We start from the raw sequence: 18,338 nt of genomic DNA, 5'->3' as shown, positions 1-18,338 counted from the left end.
CGTGCCCGATTATCCGCGCACTCTTGGCGGAAACGGGCACTTTCGGCGTGACCGGGGCTCAGGCGGAGGCCGGTTGCGGCTCTGCGGGTGCGGCGACGGGCTCGGGGAAGAGCGCGTCGAGCAGCTGGGCGACCCAGGCGATGAGCGCGGCGTCGTGCGTGTCAGTCGGCAGCGGCACGACCATCGCGTCGCCGCCGGAGACGAGCTTCGCCTTCGGGTAGAGGCGCTGCAGGCGCACACGCATCGAGTCGGGTAGCCGGGCGGGGGCCACGCGCAGGTTCGGCCCCATCGCGACGACGTCTTCGAGCCCGGCGCGTGCTGCACGGCGGCGCAGACGCGCGACCGCGATCAGTCCGTCGACCTCGGCCGGGGGCTCGCCGTAGCGGTCGCGCATCTCATCGATGACGAGGTCGATCGCGTCGTCCTTCGCGGTGGCGGATGCTGCGGCCGAGAGCTTCTGGTAGGCCTCGAGCCGCAGGCGCTCGCTGTCGATGTACGACTCGGGGAGGCGCGCGTCGACGGGGAGCTCGAGCCGCAGCTCGGCCGGCCCCTCGGTGTCGTCACCGCGGAAGGTCGCGACGGCCTCGCCGACCATGCGCAGGTACAGGTCGAACCCGACACCCGCGATGTGTCCTGCCTGCTCGCCACCGAGAAGGTTTCCGGCACCGCGGAGCTCGAGGTCCTTGAGGGCCACCTGCATGCCGCTGCCGAGGTCGTTGTTGACCGCGATCGTCTCGAGACGGTCGGCGGCGGTCTCGGACAGCGGCTTCTGGTCGTCGTAGAGGAAGTAGGCGTAGGCGCGCTCGCGGGCGCGCCCGACGCGGCCGCGCAGCTGGTGCAGCTGCGACAGTCCGTACTTGTCGGCGCGGTCGATGATGATCGTGTTCGCGTTGGCGATGTCGAGACCGGTCTCGATGATCGTCGTGGAGACGAGCACGTCGGCCCGGCGCTCCCAGAAGTCGTCGACGACCTGCTCGAGGGCGTGCTCGCCCATCTGGCCGTGGGCGACGGCGATCCGCGCCTCGGGAACGAGCTCGGCCAGCTCCGCCGCGACCTTGTTGATCGACTGCACCCGGTTGTGGACGTAGAACACCTGCCCCTCGCGGAGGAGCTCACGGCGGATGGCGGCGGCGATCTGCTTCGGGTTGCGGGCGCCGACGTACGACAGGATCGGATGCCGGTCTTCGGGCGGGGTCTGCAGCGTCGACATCTCGCGGATGCCGGTGACCGCCATCTCGAGCGTGCGAGGGATCGGCGTCGCGCTCATGGCGAGGATGTCGACGTTCGTCTTCATCTTCTTCAGCGCGTCCTTGTGCTCGACGCCGAAGCGCTGCTCCTCGTCGATGATCATCAGCCCGAGGTCTTTGAACTGCACCTTCTCGGTGAGGATGCGGTGCGTGCCGATGACCATGTCGATCGTGCCGTCGGTGATGCCCGCGAGCACCTCGCGGGCCTCTTTGTCGGTCTGGAAGCGCGAGAGCGCGCGCACCTTCACCGGGAACCCGGCGAACCGCTCGGTGAAGGTCTCGGTGTGCTGCTTGACCAGCAGGGTCGTCGGCACGAGCATCGCGACCTGCTTGCCGTCCTGGATCGCCTTGAAGGCCGCGCGGACGGCGACCTCGGTCTTGCCGAAGCCCACGTCGCCCGAGAGCAGGCGGTCCATCGGGATCGGCTTCTCCATGTCGGCCTTGATCTCGTCGATCGTCTGCAGCTGATCGGGGGTCTCGGCGAACGGGAACGCCTCTTCGAGCTCGCGCTGCCACGGGGTGTCGGGTCCGAAGGCGTGGCCTTTCGCGGCCATGCGCGCCGAATAGAGCTTCACCAGCTCCACGGCGATGTCGCGCACCGCCTTGCGCGCGCGTCCCTTCGCCTGGGCCCAATCGCTGCCGCCCATCTTCGACAGGGTGGGCGCCTCTCCCCCGACGTAGCGGGAGAGGAGGTCGAGCTGGTCGGTGGGCACGTAGAGCTTGTCGCCCGGGTAGCCGCGCTTGGACGGTGCGTACTCGAGCACGAGGTAGTCGCGGATGCTCTTGACCGCATTCCGACCGCCGCTGGAGACCTCGCGCTGCTGCAGCTCGACGAACTTGCCGATGCCGTGCGTGGAGTGCACCACGAAGTCGCCGGTCTTCAGCTGCAGCGGGTCGACGACGTTGCGTCGCTTGGAGGCGAGCTTCTTGACCGTGCGCGAGTCGTTGGCCACGGCGCGGCCGTAGAACTCCGCCTCGGTGAGCACCGCGAACCGCGACCCCGGCATCTCGAAACCGCGCTCGAGCTCGGCGCAGACGAGGAGCGCCACCCCCGGGGCGGGCTCCTGGATGAGGGCCTCGTCACGTCGGGCGGCGATGCCGCGCTCGGCCAGCACGTCCCGGGCGCGGTCGACGAGACCGGGCCCGGAGGCCACGACGACCACACGCCAGCCATCTGTCAGGAGCTGCCCGACGTGCTCGGTCGCGCCGTCGATGTTGCCCTGGAAGGAGGGCACGGCCTGGCCGCGCACGCGCACCGAGCCGTCGGCGGCGAGACCGTCGTACTCCGTGCCCTCGAAGTCGGTCGTCGCGTCGGAGGCCCCCGAGTCGAACGACGACAGGGACCACCAGACGCCCTCGCGCTCGCGAGCCGCATCGCGCAGGGTGCCGAGGGAAAGGAAGTCGCCCGCCCCCAGGCTGATCGGCGTCTCCGCACCGGCGGTCGCGGCCGACCACGCGGCATCGAGGAACTCGCGGTTCGTGTCGGCGAGGGTGGTGGCGCGCGCGAACGAGCGCTCGGGGTCGACCAGGGCGACGGCCGCACCCATCGGCAGGTACTCGACGAGGGGCACGACGCGGTCGAGCAGCGCGGGCGTGAGCGACTCCATCCCCTCCACGGGGATGCCTTCGGCCATCTTCTCCAGGATCGACCGGAGGGCGGGCAGCTCGTCGCGCAGCTCGGCGGCCCGCGCCCGCACCTCGGCGGTCAGCAGCAGCTCGCGGCTCGGAACGAGCGAGACCGAGGTGACCTCCCCGGGGAGCGACCGCTGGTCGGCCACCGAGAACGCGCGGATCTGGTCGACCTCGTCGCCGAAGAACTCGACCCGCAGCGGGTGGTCGGCGATGGGCGGGAAGACGTCGAGGATGCCGCCGCGCACGGCGAACTCGCCGCGGCGCGACACCATGTCGACGCGGAGGTAGGCGCGCTCGACGAGCTGGCGCGTGACCGACTCGAGGTCGTAGTCGCGCCCGCCCACGGTGAGATCGATCGGCGCGACGTCGGCGAGTCCGGACGCGAGCGGCTGCAGGGCGCTGCGAATGGATGCGGTGACGATGAGGGGGGTCTCGCCGTCCCACGAGGCGATGCGTCGCAGCGCATCGAGGCGTCGGCCGACGGTCTCGGGGCTCGGGCTCAACCGCTCATGGGGCAGCGTCTCCCACGCGGGGAAGTGCAGCACCTGCGCGCCCGGGACGAGGGCCTCCAGGGCGGGGCCCAGCGAGTCGGCACGGCGGCCGGTGGGAGCGACGACGAGCAGTGCCGCGGGCTTCCCGGCCGAGCGTCGCCGCTCGAGGAGCCCGGCGAGGGCCGGGGCCTGCAGCCCCTCCACCAGCGAGAGGTCGGCGTCGACCACCGCGGCGGCCATCGCCTCCCGGAACGATTCATCCTGCTCAAGGGCGCGCACGATCCCGGGAACTGTCACCGGAGAAGCATACGCGCCCCCACCCCCATCGGGCTTCGTCGTCGTGCCCGGCCGGGCCTGCCGGGGCGGATTGTTGCATGAGACCGAGTGTGACGCGAGGGATGCGGAGGTTCTGGCCCGTCGTCGCGACGAACTCTAGACTGTGGGGTTCACAGCCGATTCTCGGCTGTATCTCGCTCGCCGACAGCCAGGAGTAGCCATGAGCAACGTCCCGCCCGCCCCCGAGCCGCAGGGTTCGCAGCCCGCGTACCAGCCCCCGACACCGGGCGATTCCGCGCCGCCGCCCGCTCCCCAGTACTCCGCTCCCGGTTCCTACCCGGCAGCGCCTTCCAACTATCCGGCGGCGCCGTCCGACTACCCGACGGAGAAGCCGAAGGGGTCGAACAAGCTCGGCCTCATCGCGTTCGTCGTCGCCCTCGCCGCCGTGGTCATCGGATCGATCGTGGCGTACCTCGGCGGGCAGAGCCTGGGCACCCTGATCGAGTACACGGGCACCTCGGGCACCGTCGATGCGAACGATCTGCCTCCCGCCGCCCAGCAGATCGCCGCCTCCGGTGGCCTGCTGACCTTCGCCGGGTTCGCCGTGTTCGGTGTGCTCGCGCTCTGGGGCTTCGTCCAGGGCATCGTCGCCGTCGTGAAGAAGCGCGGCCGCGGCTGGGGCATCGCCGCGATCATCGTCGCCGTCCTCGGCGGCGTGATCGTCTCCATCATCTGGGGCGTCGGCTTCGCCGCGGGCGCCGCCCCCTACATCAGCGCCTGACACCCACGCGCCGAGAAGGCCCCGTCTCCTCCCGGAGGCGGGGCCTTCGTCATGAGCGGGTGCGAGGCGCCGGGCTCAGGCGCGCGGGGCGTGGAAGCGCTGCTGAGCCGCGACGAGCCCCTCGGCGACCAGCTGCTCCACCGCGTCGGCGGCATCGCCCACGAGGATCGGCAGGGTCTTGCGCTCGGTCGCACCGAACGGATCGAGCACCCAATCCGCCGCATCCTGCCGCCCCGGCGGTCGGCCGATGCCCACGCGCACGCGCGGGAACTCGGGGGTGTCGAGCGCCTTCGCGACGTCGCGGACGCCGTTGTGCCCGCCGTGACCTCCGCCGGTCTTCAGCTTGATCGTGTCGAACGGGATGTCGAGCTCGTCGTGCACGATGACGACGCGCCCCGGCTCGACGCCGTAGAACTTCGCCAGCGACGAGACGGGCCCGCCGGAGACGTTCATGAAGCTGTCGGGCTTGGCGAGCACGAGCTTCGCTCCACCGGGACGCAACCATGTCTCCACGACCCGCGCGTGCGACTTATGCGCGCGGAACGTCTCGCGGCGCCGGGCCGCGAGCTCATCGACGACGAGCTGCCCGATGTTGTGCCGGGTCGTCTCGTACCGGGGCCCGGGGTTGCCGAGTCCGACCACCAGCCACGTCTCTGCCATGCCCTCATCCTCCACCGAACCGATACCCGGAAACGAAACGAGGGGGCGCACCGGGCGCCCCCTCGTCTCTCCCATCCGCCTGGGCCGCTCGACGGAGTCGGCGACCGTGGCGGGCGAGGATCGCTCTTACTCGGATGCTTCTTCGTCGGCCGACTCGAGGGCCTGTGCAGCCGAGACGGCGGCGTCGATCTCGGCGATCTCGTCCTCGGCGGCGAGGGTCGCGGCCGGGACGGAGACGGCGATGATGAGCGCCTCGGGGTCGCCGGCGAGGACGGCGCCGCGGGGAAGCTGCAGGTCGGCCGCGGTGATGTGCGTGCCGTCCTCGAGGCCCTCGACGCTGACCTCGAGGTTCTGCGGGATGTGGGTGGCCTCGACCTCGAGCGACACGGTGTTGCCCTCGAGGTTGGCGATGGTTCCGGGGGCGGGCTCGCCGACGACGTTGATCGGCACGTCGACCGAGACCTTCTCGCCCTTCTTCACCACGAGCAGGTCGATGTGCTCGATGATCTGACGCACGGGGTCCTTCTGCACGTCCTTGACCAGGGCGAGCTCGGGCGTGCCGGCGATGTCGAGCTCGAGCAGCGCGTTGGCGCGGCGGATGAGCAGCGAGACCTGGTGGCCGGGCAGCGAGACGTGCTTCGGGTCGGTGCCGTGACCGTAGATGACGGCGGGGATCTTGCCCTCGGCGCGCAGGCGACGGGCGAAGCCCTTGCCGAAGTTCTCGCGCAGCTCGGCGCTGACCTTGTTGTCTTCCGACATGGTTGTTCTCCTCGAGGGCGTGCGGCCCGTAGTTCACGGGTACTGCCCAGTGCTTGTGGTCTGGGGTGGATTCGACTCGAACGCGAGCGCGTGAGGAAAGCCGTGAGCCTGCTTCACTGCGTCGATCACGGATGCTGCGATCACCCTCACGGGCGACGTGGGCATCCCTCGCCGAAGTTCAAGGACAGAGTCTACCAGCGGCGACGGTACGATGAAGACGCACCCGATCCCCTCCGGAGGACCCCTTGGACCTGGACGCTCACTTCTTCTCCCACGTCATGCTGTGGATCGTCGGCGGCATCGCCGCGGTCGGCGGAGTGGGCCTCATCGCGGCGCTGTTCTCGATGGGACGACAGGGCTACCGCAAGCCCTGACCGATCACGGGAGCTCGCGCAGTTCGACCGGCAGCGACGGCGCGAGCCGCCGCAGGCTCGCGAACGTGGGCACGAGCTGGTCGTAGAGCGCACCGAACACCGGCTGCAGCTGTCGGTAGACGGATGCTGCGGTCGGATCGGGCCGCACGTGGTCATCGACCGGGATCAGGTCGGCGGCGACATCGATCGAATCGATCAGTCCGAGCGCCTCCATACCGAGGAGGGCGGCTCCGAAGCTCGACCCCTCCTGGCCCTCGGCGAAGTCGACGCGGATGTCGAGAGCCGCGGCGAGCACGTCGCGCCAGAGGTCGCTCTTCATCACTCCCCCGGTGGCGCGCATCTGCGTGATCTCGAGCCCGGCGGCCCGCATCGACTGCAGCACGAGCGCGAGCTGCAGGCAGACCCCTTCGAGCGCCGCCCGGATCAGGTGCTCGCGGGTGTGGGCTCGCGACAGCCCGATGTAGGCACCCTTCGGAAGCGCACTCCAGTGCGGGGCGCGTTCACTGAGCAGGTACGGCAGCATGATCAACCCGCCGGAACCGGGCTGGGCGCGGGCGGCGAGTTCGAGCAACTCTGCCTCCTCGCCCGATGCGATCTCGGGTGCGAGGAGCGTGCGCACCCAGTCGAGGGTCGCCCCGCCGTTGTTGATCGCCCCGCCGACCACCCATCGGTCCTCGGTGAGCGCGTAGCAGAACACCCCGCCCTGAGGATCGACCGCGGGCCTGTCCACTCCGACGCGGAGAGCTCCGCTCGTCCCGATCGAGCATGCGGCCACGCCCGGGCCGACCGCTCCGACGCCGAGGTTCGCGAGCGGGCCGTCACCGGCGCCGACGACCACCGCCGTGTCGATGGGAAGGCCCATCGCGGCGCTCGCCTCCTCGGTGATGCCCCGCAGCACGTGGCGGGTGGGAACCAGTTCGGGGAGCTGCTCGACCGAGATTCCGGCGATCGACAGGGCCTCGTCGTCCCAGGCGAGCGTGTGGATGTTCATGAGGCCGCTGGCGGAGGCGAGCGAGTGGTCGACGACGAGCGCGCCGCACATGCGCACGAGCAGCCAGTCCTTGATGCCCACCCAGAACGCGGCCTCCTCGTGGAGCTTCGGCTCGACCTCGCGGAACCACACCAGCTTGGGCAGGGGCGACATCGGGTGCAGCGGGGTACCCGTGCGCCGGTGCAGCGCGAGGCCGCCCGGTTGGGCCCGGAGGCGCTCGGCGTGGACGCCGGCGCGAGTGTCTCCCCAGGTGACGACGGGCGTCAGAGGTCGGTACGCCGCGTCGAGGGCGAGGAGGCTGTGCATCGCCGACGAGAACGAGATGCCTGCGATCCGACCGGCGCCCGTCACCGCCACGACGTCGCGCACGGCCGCGTAGGCGGCGGCGAGGATGGCCTCCGGGTCCTGCACCGCATACCCGGGGTGGGGGGTCTCGAGCGCGTACCCGTGCGAGGCGGTGGCCACCTGGGTGCCGTCGACCGCGAAGGCCACGGCCTTCGTGCTGGTCGTTCCGAGGTCGAGCCCGATGACCAGGTCCGCAGCATCCGTCATGGTCAGATCCTCCCAGGTCAGCGGCCGGCGGAGAGCTCGACGACGACCTTGCCGCTGGCCGTGGAGTCCTTGGCGATCTCGAATGCACGCACGGCGTCGTCGACGGGAAGCACGTGCGTGATGACGGCCTCGATCTGCGGATGCTGCGCCAGGAGACGCACAGCGTCGTCGATCTCGTCGTGGAACCGGAAGACGCCGAGGAGGGCCACCTCCTTCGAGATCAGGGGTGCGATGTTGAGCGGCCTCGGCTCGTTCGGCACCATCCCGACCTGCACCACGGTGCCGCGTCGACGCACAGCGGAGAGCGCGGCCGAGATCGCCGGGGCGGCGCCCGAGCACTCGAACACCACGTCGAAGGCCTCGTCGGGCAACGGCTGCTCGCCGATGCGCACGACGGCATCGGCTCCGAGGCCGGCGGCCCGGCGAAGCGGCTCGTCGAGCACGTCCGACACCGTCACGTGCTCGGCCCCGCTCGCGCGCGCCGCGGCGGCGGTGAGGAGCCCGATCGGTCCGGCGCCCGACACCAGCACCCGGGCACCGGTGATGTCGCCGACGCGCGTGATCGCGTGGAGCGCAACGGCGAGGGGCTCCGCGAGCACCGCTCGACGCACGGGGAGGTCGGCGGGGAGCACGCGCACCATGTCGGCCTCGACGACGAGCAGTTCGCTCATCGCGCCCTGCGTGTGCGGGCGGGTCGATGCGCTGCCGAGGTACGAGCCCCCCGGCCAGAGGTGGGGCTCGTCCTCGGTGCCCCGCGTGGGCGTGCCGAACCGCGCAGGGTGCACCGTCACCGGGGTTCCCGGCGCCAGCACCCCGCGGGGGTCGAGGTCGACGCGACCTGAGAGCTCGTGGCCGGGGACGAGCGGCTCCTCCACGACGAACGCGCCGTTGGCACCCTCGAAGTAGTAGTGCAGGTCGGATCCGCAGATTCCGACGAAATCGACCCGGATGCGCACCTGCCCCGGCGCCGGCTGGGGCTCGGGGGCGTCGACGACGTCGAGGTCGAGCTTGCCGCTGATGACGACCGATCTCATGGTCGTTCCTTTCATGACGGGGACGGTGGGTCAGACGACGGAGGTCATGCCGCCGTCGACGAAGATGTTCTGCCCGCTGACGAAATCGCTCGCCGACGACGCGAGATACAGGAGCGTGCCCGCCAGCTCTTCGGGGCGCCCCCAGCGCTGCGCCGGGGTGCGCTGCTCGACCCACGCCGAGAACTCCGCGTCGGCGACGAGCGCGGAGTTCATCTCCGTCGCGAAGTACCCCGGCGAGAGCGTGTTGACCTGGATGTTGTGCCGCGCGAGGTCGGCCGCCATTCCCCGGCTGAGTTGCGCGACCCCGCCCTTGCTCGCCGAGTAGGGGGCGATCGTCTGCCGTGCCAGCATCGACTGCACCGACGCGATGTTGACGATCTTGCCCGACCCCCGCTCGATCATCGCCGGGGCGATGAAGCGCGACACGTAGAAGACGCTCGAGAGGTTCGACGCGATGACGGCGTCCCAGTCCGCGACCGGGAACTCCGCGAACGGCGCGCGGCGCTGCACGCCCGCGTTGTTCACCAGGATGTCGGGCACGCCGTGCGCGGTGATGAGCCCGCCGATCGCGCGCTCGACCTCCGCCGCATCCGTCACGTCGAACGTCACCGTCACGGGGCGACGACCGCTCCGCGCCTGGACGAGGTCGGCGGACTCCGCGAGCGCCGCCTCATCGCGCCCGTGCAGCACGAGGCCGGCGCCCGCATCGGCCAGTGCGAGGGCGAGCGCGCGCCCCAGGCCACGGGACGAGCCCGTGACGAGGGCGGTCTTGCCGGTGAGGTCGAACATCGCATTCATCTCTCGGGGTGCCTTTCTGTCAGAACAGCTGCGCGACGGCGTACACGATGAGCACGAGCACGAAGCCGATGATCGACTCGAGACCCTGCTGCACCGTCCAGGTCTTGAGCGTGGTCTTCACGTCCATCCCCATGAGGCGACCGACGAGCCAGAACCCGGAGTCGTTGACGTGTCCGGCGAAGACCGAGCCCGCCGCTGCCGCGAGCGTGATCGCCGCGACCTCGAGAGGGTTGAAGCCGCCGGAGATCACTGCGGGCGCGACCAGGCCGGCGGAGGTGACCAGAGCGACGGTCGCGGAGCCCTGCGCGAGGCGCAGCACCACGGCGATGATGTACGCGGCGAAGATGACGGGGAGGCCGAGGTCGGCGAGAGTGCCCGACAGTGCGTCGCCGATACCCGAGGCGCGCAGGACGCCACCGAACATCCCGCCGGCGCCGGTGATGAGGATCACCGAGCAGATCGGGCCGAGCGAGCGCTCGACGATCTTCTCCAGCGCGCTTCCGCCGACGCCACGGGCCCGGCCCAGGACGACGAGGGCGACGAGCACCGAGATGAGCAGGGCGACGGGGCTGGTGCCGATGAGCGTCAGGAACTGCACCCAGAGCGCGGTCGAATCGACGACGCCGATCGAGCCGAGGGCGTCGAGTCCGGTGTTCAGGAAGACGAGCAGCATGGGGACGGCGATGATGCCGATCACCGTGCCCGCCTTCGGCGGGTTGACCGCCTGCACGTCGTCTTCGGGACGACCGAACAATGCCAGCACGGGCATGGGGATGCGCTTGTTGACGCGCTTGGCCCAGAGGTATCCGGAGATGTACCAGGTCGGGAAGGCGACCAGCATGCCGACGAGCAGGACGACGCCGAGGTTGGCCTCGAAGTACTCCGTCGCGGTGACCGGACCCGGGTGCGGCGGGAGGAAGACGTGCATCACCGAGAACGCCGCCGCCGAGGAGATCCCGTACAGCAGCAGGTTGTTGCCGCCGACGCGGCGCGCGACGGCGAACACCACCGGCAGCATGACGATCAGACCGGCGTCGAAGAACATCGGGAAGCCGATGATCAGCGAGGCGATGCCGAGGGCGAAGGCCGCGCGCTTCTCGCCGAAGACGTCGACCATCTTCTCGGCCAGCACGCGGGCGCCGCCGCTGGATTCGACGAGGCTGCCGAGCATCGCGCCGAGACCCACGAGGAGGGCCACCGACCCGAGCGTGCCTCCGAACCCGCTGACCAGCACTCCCGAGATCTCACCGGTCGGGATGCCGGTGGCGAGCGCGGTCAGCAGCGACACCAGCACCAGCACGAGGAACGCGTGCAGCTTGACGACGATGACCAGGAACAGGATGACCGCGATCGCTGCTGCGGCGATGCCGAGCAGCGGGAGCGCTCCGAGTGTCTGAGTCCACTCTTCCATGGGGATTCTCCGTTGAATTCGAGGGTGACCGGCCGGTGGCTGACGCCGCGCGACCGGGGCTGACTAGGGTGGGGACCGCCTCGACGGAGCGCTTCCCTGGAAGCCACGGTCAGGCTGCCACAAAGATAGTACTTTTACCAAACGGAGGCTTGATGAGCGCGATGCGCGAGGGTTCGCACAGCCGCGTCGTGCAGGAGCTCGGACGCCGGATCGCGGGCCTCACGCTGCCCGCGGGCACCGTGCTGACGCTCGCCGGGCTCGAGGAGGAGTTCGGCACCTCCCGCACCGTGGTGCGGGAGGCCGTCCGCGTCCTCGAGACCCACGGGCTGGTCCGATCCCGCCGGCGCGTGGGGATCACCGTGCAGCCGCGCACCGAGTGGGACAACCTGAATGCCTCGGTCATCCAGTGGACGCTCGACGGCCCCCGACGCCGGGATCAGCTGATCGAGCTCATGGATCTGCGCGAAGCCGTCGAACCGGTCGCGGCGAGGCTCGCCGCTCAGCGCGCCACCGCCGAGCAGCGGGCCGAGCTCCTGCGTTCGGCGACCGCCCTCAGCGACCTCGGGGCTGCGGGCCTGGGCGATTCGGACGACTACCTCGCGGCCGACATCGCCTACCACTCGCTGCTGCTGACGGCCAGCGGCAACGCGCTCCTGGCCCAGATGGCGGGGCCCGTGACCGAGATCCTCCGCGGACGCACCTCCTACGGGCTCACCCCCTCCGACCCGCGGCCCGGCACGCTCGAAGCGCACGTCGCCACCGCGGCAGCCGTCGCTGCCGGCGACGTCGACGTCGCCGAGCGCGAGGCCCGGCACCACCTGGCGCTCGTCGCCGACGAGGTCAGCGCGCTCCAGCAGCCGTCGACGGCGCCCGGTTCGATCCCGGTAGCCTGAGGGGGTTCCGAGACTTCAAGGAGTTCGCGTGTCCTCTGACCCCACGTCCGCACAGAAGCACCTCTCGCCTGATCAGGCCGACGGGCCGGATTCTGCCCCCGACCACGAATCGGCCCCCGGTTCGGAGAACGTCCGCCGCCCCGTCGGCGAAGCCGGCGTCGACGCCCCCGCCACCGGTGGGCAGGCCAACATCGGTGTCGTCGGTCTCGCAGTGATGGGGTCGAACCTGGCTCGAAACCTCGCCAGCCGCGAGGGCAACACCGTCGCGGTCTACAACCGCAGCTCCGACAAGACCGAGCACCTCGTGCAGGCGCACCCCGAGGCCGGCTTCGCGCCCGCCTTCTCCTACGAGGAGTTCGCGGCCAACCTGCAGAAGCCCCGCGCGGCGATCATCATGGTCAAGGCCGGCCGCCCCACCGACGCCGTCATCGATGAGCTCGTGCGCGTCTTCGAGCCGGGCGACATCATCGTCGACGGCGGCAACGCGCTGTTCACCGACACGATCCGCCGCGAGAAGGCCGTCCGCGAGACCGGCATCAACTTCGTCGGCATGGGCGTCTCCGGCGGCGAGGAGGGCGCTCTCCTCGGCCCCTCGATCATGCCCGGCGGCTCGGACGAGTCGTGGGTCACCCTGGGCCCGATCCTGAAATCGATCGCCGCGGTCGCCGAGGGCGAGCCGTGCGTCACCCACGTGGGTCACGACGGCGCCGGCCACTTCGTCAAGATGGTGCACAACGGCATCGAGTACGCCGACATGCAGCTGATCGCCGAGGCGTACGACCTCATCCGTCGCGGCACGGGCAAGTCCCCCGCCGAGATCGCCGAGATCTTCGCCGAGTGGAACCGCGGCGAGCTCGAGTCGTACCTCATCGAGATCACCGCCGAGGTGCTCCGTCAGACGGATGCGGCGACCGGAGGCCCGCTCGTCGACGTGATCGTCGATCAGGCCGGTGCGAAGGGCACGGGCGCGTGGACGGTGCAGACCGCCCTCTCGCTCGGCGTGCCCGTCTCGGGCATCGCCGAGGCGACCTTCGCCCGCTCGCTCTCGTCGCACGCCGAGCAGCGCGCGATCTCGGGCGGGCTGCCCGGCCCGTCGGCGGAGGGCGACTTCGCGGTCGACGACGCGGACGAGTTCATCGAGAAGATCCGGCTCGCGCTGTGGGCGTCGAAGATCGTCGCCTACTCGCAGGGGTTCGATGAGATCCGTGCGGGCGCGGCCGAGTACGGCTGGAAGATCGACCTCGGCGCCATCGCGGGCATCTGGCGGGGCGGCTGCATCATCCGCGCCCAGTTCCTCAACCGCATCACCGAGGCCTACGCCGAGACGCCCGACCTCGCGGTGCTGCTGACGGCGCCGTACTTCGTCGAAGCGCTCGAGCGCAGCCAGTCCGCCTGGCGCGACGTCGTCGCGACGTCCGCACGAGTCGGCATCCCGGCACCGGCGTTCTCGTCGTCGCTGGCCTACTACGACGGGCTCCGCGCCGAGCGTCTGCCCGCCGCCCTCATCCAGGGCCAGCGCGACTTCTTCGGTGCGCACACCTACAAGCGCATCGACAAGCCCGGCACCTTCCACACGCTGTGGTCGGGCGACCGCAGCGAGATCGAGGCCGAAGACACGCACTGACGCCGCGCCGCGCGGCGCGAACGCCCGAACCGCGAGACGTCACTCCGTATACGAGACTGCGACCGTAGTGCGCTGTCTCGTGCCGGGGATGACGTCTCGCGGTCTTTGCGTCACCGGCGCGTGATGTCGGTCACCATCCCGCGATCGAGGCGCAGGCGTCGACGGGCGCGGGCGGCGACCGCCGAATCGTGGGTCACCACGATGAGCGTGAGCCCGGCCGCATTGAGCCCCTCCAGCACGGAGAGGATCTCGTCGCGCATCCGCTCGTCGAGATTGCCCGTCGGCTCGTCGGCCAGCAGCACCCGCGGCCGCTTCGCCACCGCCCGCGCGATGGCGACCCGCTGCTGCTGCCCTCCCGAGAGCTCCCCGGGCCGGTGGTCGGCCCGATCGGCGAGACCGACCTGGGCGAGCGCTTCGGCGACCCGGGTCGCACGCTCGTCGCGGTCGAGGCCGAGCGGCTCGAGACCCATGTCGACGTTCTCGGCGGCCGTCAACGTCGGGATGAGGTTGAACCCCTGGAAGACGAAGCCGATCTCGGCGGCACGCAGGCGCCCGATCTCGGCGTTCGATGCGACGGCGACGTCGATCTCGCCGAGTTGCACCGATCCGGCGGTGGGACGGTCGAGCGCGCCGAGAAGCTGGAGGAGCGTCGACTTCCCGCCGCCCGTCGGACCCTGGATGGTGACGAAGTCGCCCTGCTCGATCTCGAGATCGACTCCCGCGAGCGCGTTCACGACACGCTCGCGCTGTCTGTAGGTGCGGGTGACCCCCGCGAGGCGGTAGATCGGCGAGCGCTCGTCGATGCCGGACGGGGTGCTCGAGCTGTCTGCGATGGTCATGCTCTCTTCTCCGATTGAGGTGTCGAACGGACGGCCGGGTCTCATGCGACCGACCGCAGTGCTTCTGCGGGGCTGAGGCGCGCGGCACGCCATCCTCCGAACGCCCCCGCGACGAGCCCGCCTCCCACCGCGAGGCCGACCGCGGCCACGATGATCCACGGGGTCAGCGGAGCGTTGAGTACGACATCGGCGACCTGCGTCGCGGCCTGCCCGAACGGTCCGCCGCCGCCCGCGCCCATCCCGCCGGGGCCTCCGCCGGGGGCGCCCGTCGTCGTCTCGGGGGCCGACGAGATCGTCGGCGAGATGATGTTGATCGCGGCGATGGCCGCCAGACCGATGATGAGCCCGGCTGCGCCGCCGAGGAGTCCCTGCACGAGCGACTCCCCCGCGACCTGTCCGACCACGCGTCCGTTCGACCAGCCGATCGCCTTGAGGGTGCCGAACTCCCGAGTACGACGGGAGACACCCGAGATCGTGAAGAGCACGGCGAGCACGAGGGCGACGAGGAGGACCAGCACCGACAGCCAGGTGCCGAGGCTCGACACGAGCGACGAGGCGCTGGAAAGAGACCCCGACACCGTCGAGGCGAGCTCGGACTGGGAGCTGACCGTCGCATCGGGGAGTGCGGATCGGATCTCGGTCTGGACCGCGCCGATGCCGTCGGCCGACGCCGCCTGCACGTAGACGGTCGAGATGACGTCGTCCACCCCGGCGAGCGTCTGGGCCACGGCGAGCGGCAGGTAGACGTCCGCTGCGGTGTCGGCAGTGGACGACGTCGACGAGACCAGGCCGACGATCTCCATCGCGGTGCCGCCGATGTCGATCGTGCCGCCCACGGCGAGCGCGCTCGTCGCGGCGTAGCCGCTGTCGACCACGGCGACGTTCGCGCCCGCATCCCCCGCATCCAGCCCTCGTCCGTCGGTGACGGTGACCGATGACAGCGGGCCGATCCCGGATGCGGCGGGGTCGATCCCCAGCACACTGAACGACTGGATGTCGAAGGCGCTTCCCCCGGCGCCGTCGGCGCCGCCCGCGGGCGGCTGACCCGGGGTCACTCCTTCGCCCCTCTGAGACATGTCGGGCATCTCGCCCGAGAAGGTGGTGTTGGTGAGCGACAGGGCGCCGGATGCTGCCGCGACCCCGTCGAGCGAGGCCACCGTGTCGACGGCGGCGGCCTCGAGCGTGCCGCGCAGCATGTCGGTCATCAGGCGCGACTGGCTGAGGCTGGTCGTGCCGTCTTCGGTCTCGCCGTCGTCCTGCCCGAAGTCGAAGCGCGAGCCCCCGCCCTGACCGGGCTCGACCGACGCCCCCGTGACGGTGAGGTCGGTGCCGACGCCGTAGACCGAGGCGAGGGCCCGGGTCTGCGCATCGCGGACGCCGGCCGACAACGCCGCGACGACGATGACGAGGGCGATCGCTATCGCGAGCCCCGCGGCCACGATGATGGTGTGTCTCTTGCGGCCGGCGAGCTCGCGGCGCAAATACGTCCAGTACATGTGTCTCCTCCCGGCGCCCGGATGCCGCCGTCCCCCGACGGTAGGAATCGCACTCATGTCGCGCGTGTGGCGCACGTGTGGAAACACGATGAGATCGGATTCACAGCGCAGCCATAACATTCGCCATAGGAACCACATAGGTGGGCGAGCACAATGAGTGCATGACCGCGACCGCCGCCTCCCCCGCCCTCACCCGTCCTGACGGCTCTGCGCTTCGCGTGCTCGTCGTCGACGACGAGCAGATGCTCACCGACCTCCTGTCGATGGCGCTGCGGATGGAGGGCTGGGACGTGCAGACAGCCGCGTCGGGCCTTCAGGCGCTCCAGGCCGCGCGCGACTTCGCACCCGACGCCATGGTGCTCGACGTCATGATGCCCGACCTCGACGGCATGGCCGTGCTGCAGCGGCTTCGCCACTCGGGCAACGACGTGCCGGTGCTCTTCCTCACCGCGAAAGACGCCGTGTCCGACCGCGTGGCGGGTCTGACCGCGGGCGGCGACGACTACGTCACGAAGCCGTTCAGCCTGGAGGAGGTCGTCGCGCGCCTGCGGGGACTGATGCGACGCGCGGGCACGGCGTTCGCCGGCGGCGGCGAGCCGATCCTCCACGTGGGCGACCTCTCGCTGAACGAGGACAGCCACGAGGTCTCCCGTGCGGGGACGTCGATCGACCTGACGGCGACCGAGTTCGAACTGCTGCGATACCTCATGCGCAATCAGCGGCGCGTCGTGTCCAAGGCTCAGATCCTCGACCGCGTGTGGAACTACGACTTCGGCGGCCGCTCCAGCGTGGTGGAGCTCTACATCTCCTACCTCCGCAAGAAGATCGACTCCGGTCGCGAGCCGCTGATCCACACGGTCCGGGGCGTGGGCTACATGATCAAAGCACCGCAGTGACGGCCGACACCGCCGAAGCCACCACCACGAAGCGGCGCGGGCACGCCTACAGCCTGCAGGCCCGACTCATGATGGCGATCATCGGCATGGTCGCGATCATCCTGGCGAGCATCGCTCTCGGAACGAGTGCGATCCTCAGCAACGTGCTGCAGGAGAACCTGCAGACGAAGGTGCAGTCGCAGGCGCAGGAGCTGCGGTTCGGCCCGCAGAGCACGGCCAGCGCGGTGCTGAGGGCCGGATTCTTCGAGCCGGGCACGGTGCTCGTCGTGTCGAACTTCGCCGGTATCACCGGCGCGTACGTCGACGGCGACACCGTCCGCGAGCTCGACTCCGACCAGATGGACGACGTGGTCAACGCCCTCGTGGGCGCCCCGGCGTCGGAGGTCATCGACCTGCCCGGGCTCGGCGAGTACCGAGTGGCCAGCACGGGGTCGGCCGTCCTCGGTCTGCCGCTGACCGACGTGACTTCGACGATCGCTCAGATCCTCACCACGATCGCCCTCGTCACCGCCGGCGGACTCGTTCTCCTCGGCTCGATCATCGCGATCGTCATCCGGGCGGGCCTGAAGCCGCTGCGCGCGGTCGCCGAGACGGCGCAGCGCGTCGCGTCGGTGCGCATGGACCAGGGCGAGGTGTCGATCACCGAGCGCGTACCCGACGAGCAGACCGACGATCGCACCGAGATCGGCCAGGTCGGCGCCGCGCTCAACAGTCTTCTCGACCACGTGGACGCATCGTTGTCGGCCCGGCAGCAGAACGAGGAGCTCATGCGGCGCTTCGTCGCCGACGCCAGCCACGAGCTCCGCACCCCGCTGGCATCGATCCGGGGCTATTCGGAACTGTCGCTGCGCGACCGGACGCTCAGCGATACCTCGCACGAAGCGCTCTCCCGCATCCAGGCGCAGTCGCTGCGCATGACGACCCTCGTCGAAGACCTGCTCCTCCTCGCCCGCCTCGACGAGGGGCAGGAGCTCGTCTACGGAACCGTCGACCTCACCCAGCTCGCTCTCGAGGCGGTCGGCGATGCCCGACCCGCCGGGCCCGATCACCAGTGGGAGATCGACGTGCCCGACGAGCCCGTCCATCTCGCCGGCGATACGTCGCGCCTTCACCAGGTGGTCGCGAACCTGCTCGCCAACGCTCGCACCCACACGCCCGAGGGCACGATCGTCACCGTCTCGGTTCGCCGCGAGCGCGACGAGGCGGTGCTGCGCGTGCACGACGACGGACCCGGCGTCGACCCCGCGGTCGCCGACGAGCTGTTCGAGCGGTTCTCCCGCGCCGACCGTTCGCGGGCCCGCAAGACCGGCGGCACCGGCCTCGGCCTCTCCATCGCCCGCGCCATCGTCGAGGCCCACGCGGGCACGATCTCCGTCAGCAGCGCGCCCGGCGACACCACGTTCGAGGTGCGGCTTCCGGCGAAGCCGTCCGACCCCGCCTGACGCGCAGCATCCGCCCCGCCCCGCCCCGCCCAGCCCCGCCCCGCCCAGCCCCGCCCCGCCCCGCCCCGCCCCGCGAGCACACGCTCTGCGCCCGGGCACACGGTCTGCGCCCGGCACCACCCCGTGCGCACGAACCCGACCC

15 protein-coding genes are annotated in these 18,338 nt (G+C 70.7%); 6 read left to right on the top strand and 9 right to left on the bottom strand.

Going from position 1 to position 18,338, the window contains the following annotated elements; translation table 11 throughout:
- Window positions 1-58: 58 nt before the first annotated feature.
- The gene (gene mfd / locus DEU34_RS04790) at window positions 59-3,667 is read right to left on the bottom strand and encodes a transcription-repair coupling factor (RefSeq protein ID WP_183042362.1); all 3,609 of its coding nucleotides are present in this window, start codon (window positions 3,665-3,667) and stop codon (window positions 59-61) included.
- Window positions 3,668-3,866: 199 nt separating this feature from the next.
- Here mfd and DEU34_RS04785 point away from each other — a divergent pair, with 199 nt between their 5' ends.
- Window positions 3,867-4,427, top strand: a complete 561-nt coding sequence (locus tag DEU34_RS04785; protein ID WP_121149039.1) for a hypothetical protein — start codon at window positions 3,867-3,869, stop codon at window positions 4,425-4,427.
- Between the two features lie 75 nt (window positions 4,428-4,502).
- Here the strand turns inward: DEU34_RS04785 and pth are convergent, their stop codons facing one another.
- A complete protein-coding gene (pth, locus tag DEU34_RS04780) occupies window positions 4,503-5,087 on the bottom strand; it encodes an aminoacyl-tRNA hydrolase (RefSeq protein ID WP_121149038.1) in 585 nt (194 codons plus the stop codon).
- 126 nt (window positions 5,088-5,213) lie between these two features.
- Window positions 5,214-5,846, bottom strand: a complete 633-nt coding sequence (locus DEU34_RS04775; protein WP_121149037.1) for a 50S ribosomal protein L25/general stress protein Ctc — start codon at window positions 5,844-5,846, stop codon at window positions 5,214-5,216.
- 245 nt (window positions 5,847-6,091) lie between these two features.
- On the opposite strand from DEU34_RS04775, the gene DEU34_RS16415 reads away from it, so the two are divergent.
- On the top strand, window positions 6,092-6,220 hold the full coding sequence (locus DEU34_RS16415; RefSeq protein WP_259460027.1) for a hypothetical protein: 129 nt from the start codon (window positions 6,092-6,094) through the stop codon (window positions 6,218-6,220).
- Between the two features lie 4 nt (window positions 6,221-6,224).
- Here DEU34_RS16415 and DEU34_RS04770 read toward each other — a convergent pair whose 3' ends face one another.
- From DEU34_RS04770 to DEU34_RS04755, 4 genes are read right to left on the bottom strand one after another with little or no spacing between them, the layout of a single operon-like run.
- Entirely contained in the window at window positions 6,225-7,763 is a 1,539-nt protein-coding gene (locus tag DEU34_RS04770; RefSeq protein WP_121149036.1) for a gluconokinase, read from the bottom strand.
- Window positions 7,764-7,780: 17 nt separating this feature from the next.
- The gene (locus DEU34_RS04765; RefSeq protein ID WP_121149035.1) at window positions 7,781-8,797 is read right to left on the bottom strand and encodes an L-idonate 5-dehydrogenase; all 1,017 of its coding nucleotides are present in this window, start codon (window positions 8,795-8,797) and stop codon (window positions 7,781-7,783) included.
- A 30-nt stretch (window positions 8,798-8,827) separates the two neighbouring features.
- On the bottom strand, window positions 8,828-9,595 hold the full coding sequence (locus tag DEU34_RS04760; protein ID WP_121149034.1) for an SDR family oxidoreductase: 768 nt from the start codon (window positions 9,593-9,595) through the stop codon (window positions 8,828-8,830).
- 19 nt (window positions 9,596-9,614) lie between these two features.
- Window positions 9,615-11,006, bottom strand: a complete 1,392-nt coding sequence (locus DEU34_RS04755) for a GntP family permease (protein ID WP_121149033.1) — start codon at window positions 11,004-11,006, stop codon at window positions 9,615-9,617.
- 152 nt (window positions 11,007-11,158) lie between these two features.
- Here DEU34_RS04755 and DEU34_RS04750 point away from each other — a divergent pair, with 152 nt between their 5' ends.
- Both DEU34_RS04750 and gndA read left to right on the top strand, forming a co-directional pair.
- Window positions 11,159-11,899 (top strand): FadR/GntR family transcriptional regulator, encoded by a 741-nt coding sequence (locus tag DEU34_RS04750; protein ID WP_259460026.1) that lies wholly within the window; start codon window positions 11,159-11,161, stop codon window positions 11,897-11,899.
- A gap of 28 nt (window positions 11,900-11,927) precedes the next feature.
- Window positions 11,928-13,523, top strand: coding sequence for an NADP-dependent phosphogluconate dehydrogenase (gene gndA / locus DEU34_RS04745; protein ID WP_121149032.1), 1,596 nt, complete (start codon window positions 11,928-11,930; stop codon window positions 13,521-13,523).
- 110 nt (window positions 13,524-13,633) lie between these two features.
- On the opposite strand, the gene DEU34_RS04740 is transcribed toward gndA, so the two are convergent.
- Window positions 13,634-14,362, bottom strand: a complete 729-nt coding sequence (locus tag DEU34_RS04740) for an ABC transporter ATP-binding protein (RefSeq protein ID WP_183042361.1) — start codon at window positions 14,360-14,362, stop codon at window positions 13,634-13,636.
- A 41-nt stretch (window positions 14,363-14,403) separates the two neighbouring features.
- On the bottom strand, window positions 14,404-15,858 hold the full coding sequence (locus tag DEU34_RS04735; RefSeq protein ID WP_121149031.1) for an ABC transporter permease: 1,455 nt from the start codon (window positions 15,856-15,858) through the stop codon (window positions 14,404-14,406).
- Window positions 15,859-16,019: 161 nt separating this feature from the next.
- On the opposite strand from DEU34_RS04735, the gene DEU34_RS04730 reads away from it, so the two are divergent.
- Window positions 16,020-16,754 (top strand): response regulator transcription factor, encoded by a 735-nt coding sequence (locus DEU34_RS04730; protein ID WP_121149030.1) that lies wholly within the window; start codon window positions 16,020-16,022, stop codon window positions 16,752-16,754.
- Window positions 16,751-18,196, top strand: coding sequence for a HAMP domain-containing sensor histidine kinase (locus DEU34_RS04725; RefSeq protein WP_310793500.1), 1,446 nt, complete (start codon window positions 16,751-16,753; stop codon window positions 18,194-18,196). Before DEU34_RS04730 ends, DEU34_RS04725 begins: the two co-directional genes overlap by 4 nt.
- The last annotated feature ends 142 nt before the right edge of the window (window positions 18,197-18,338 follow it).

Source organism: Microbacterium sp. AG1240 (assembly GCF_003635115.1).
Taxonomy (GTDB): Bacteria; Actinomycetota; Actinomycetes; order Actinomycetales; family Microbacteriaceae; genus Microbacterium.
Note: the sequence above shows the minus strand (reverse complement) of the source record. Positions and strands in the feature narration are given on the sequence as shown.

What these genes read in the sequence shown, in the direction of transcription:
- DEU34_RS04785 (WP_121149039.1), top strand. Translation starts at nt 3,867, where the DNA reads ATGAGCAACGTCCCGCCCGCCCCCGAGCCGCAGGGTTCGCAGCCCGCG.
- pth (WP_121149038.1), bottom strand. Translation starts at nt 5,087, where the DNA reads ATGGCAGAGACGTGGCTGGTGGTCGGACTCGGCAACCCCGGGCCCCGG.
- DEU34_RS04775 (WP_121149037.1), bottom strand. Translation starts at nt 5,846, where the DNA reads ATGTCGGAAGACAACAAGGTCAGCGCCGAGCTGCGCGAGAACTTCGGC.
- DEU34_RS04770 (WP_121149036.1), bottom strand. Translation starts at nt 7,763, where the DNA reads ATGACGGATGCTGCGGACCTGGTCATCGGGCTCGACCTCGGAACGACC.
- DEU34_RS04765 (WP_121149035.1), bottom strand. Translation starts at nt 8,797, where the DNA reads ATGAGATCGGTCGTCATCAGCGGCAAGCTCGACCTCGACGTCGTCGAC.
- DEU34_RS04760 (WP_121149034.1), bottom strand. Translation starts at nt 9,595, where the DNA reads ATGAATGCGATGTTCGACCTCACCGGCAAGACCGCCCTCGTCACGGGC.
- DEU34_RS04755 (WP_121149033.1), bottom strand. Translation starts at nt 11,006, where the DNA reads ATGGAAGAGTGGACTCAGACACTCGGAGCGCTCCCGCTGCTCGGCATC.
- DEU34_RS04750 (WP_259460026.1), top strand. Translation starts at nt 11,159, where the DNA reads ATGAGCGCGATGCGCGAGGGTTCGCACAGCCGCGTCGTGCAGGAGCTC.
- DEU34_RS04740 (WP_183042361.1), bottom strand. Translation starts at nt 14,362, where the DNA reads ATGACCATCGCAGACAGCTCGAGCACCCCGTCCGGCATCGACGAGCGC.
- DEU34_RS04735 (WP_121149031.1), bottom strand. Translation starts at nt 15,858, where the DNA reads ATGTACTGGACGTATTTGCGCCGCGAGCTCGCCGGCCGCAAGAGACAC.
- DEU34_RS04730 (WP_121149030.1), top strand. Translation starts at nt 16,020, where the DNA reads ATGACCGCGACCGCCGCCTCCCCCGCCCTCACCCGTCCTGACGGCTCT.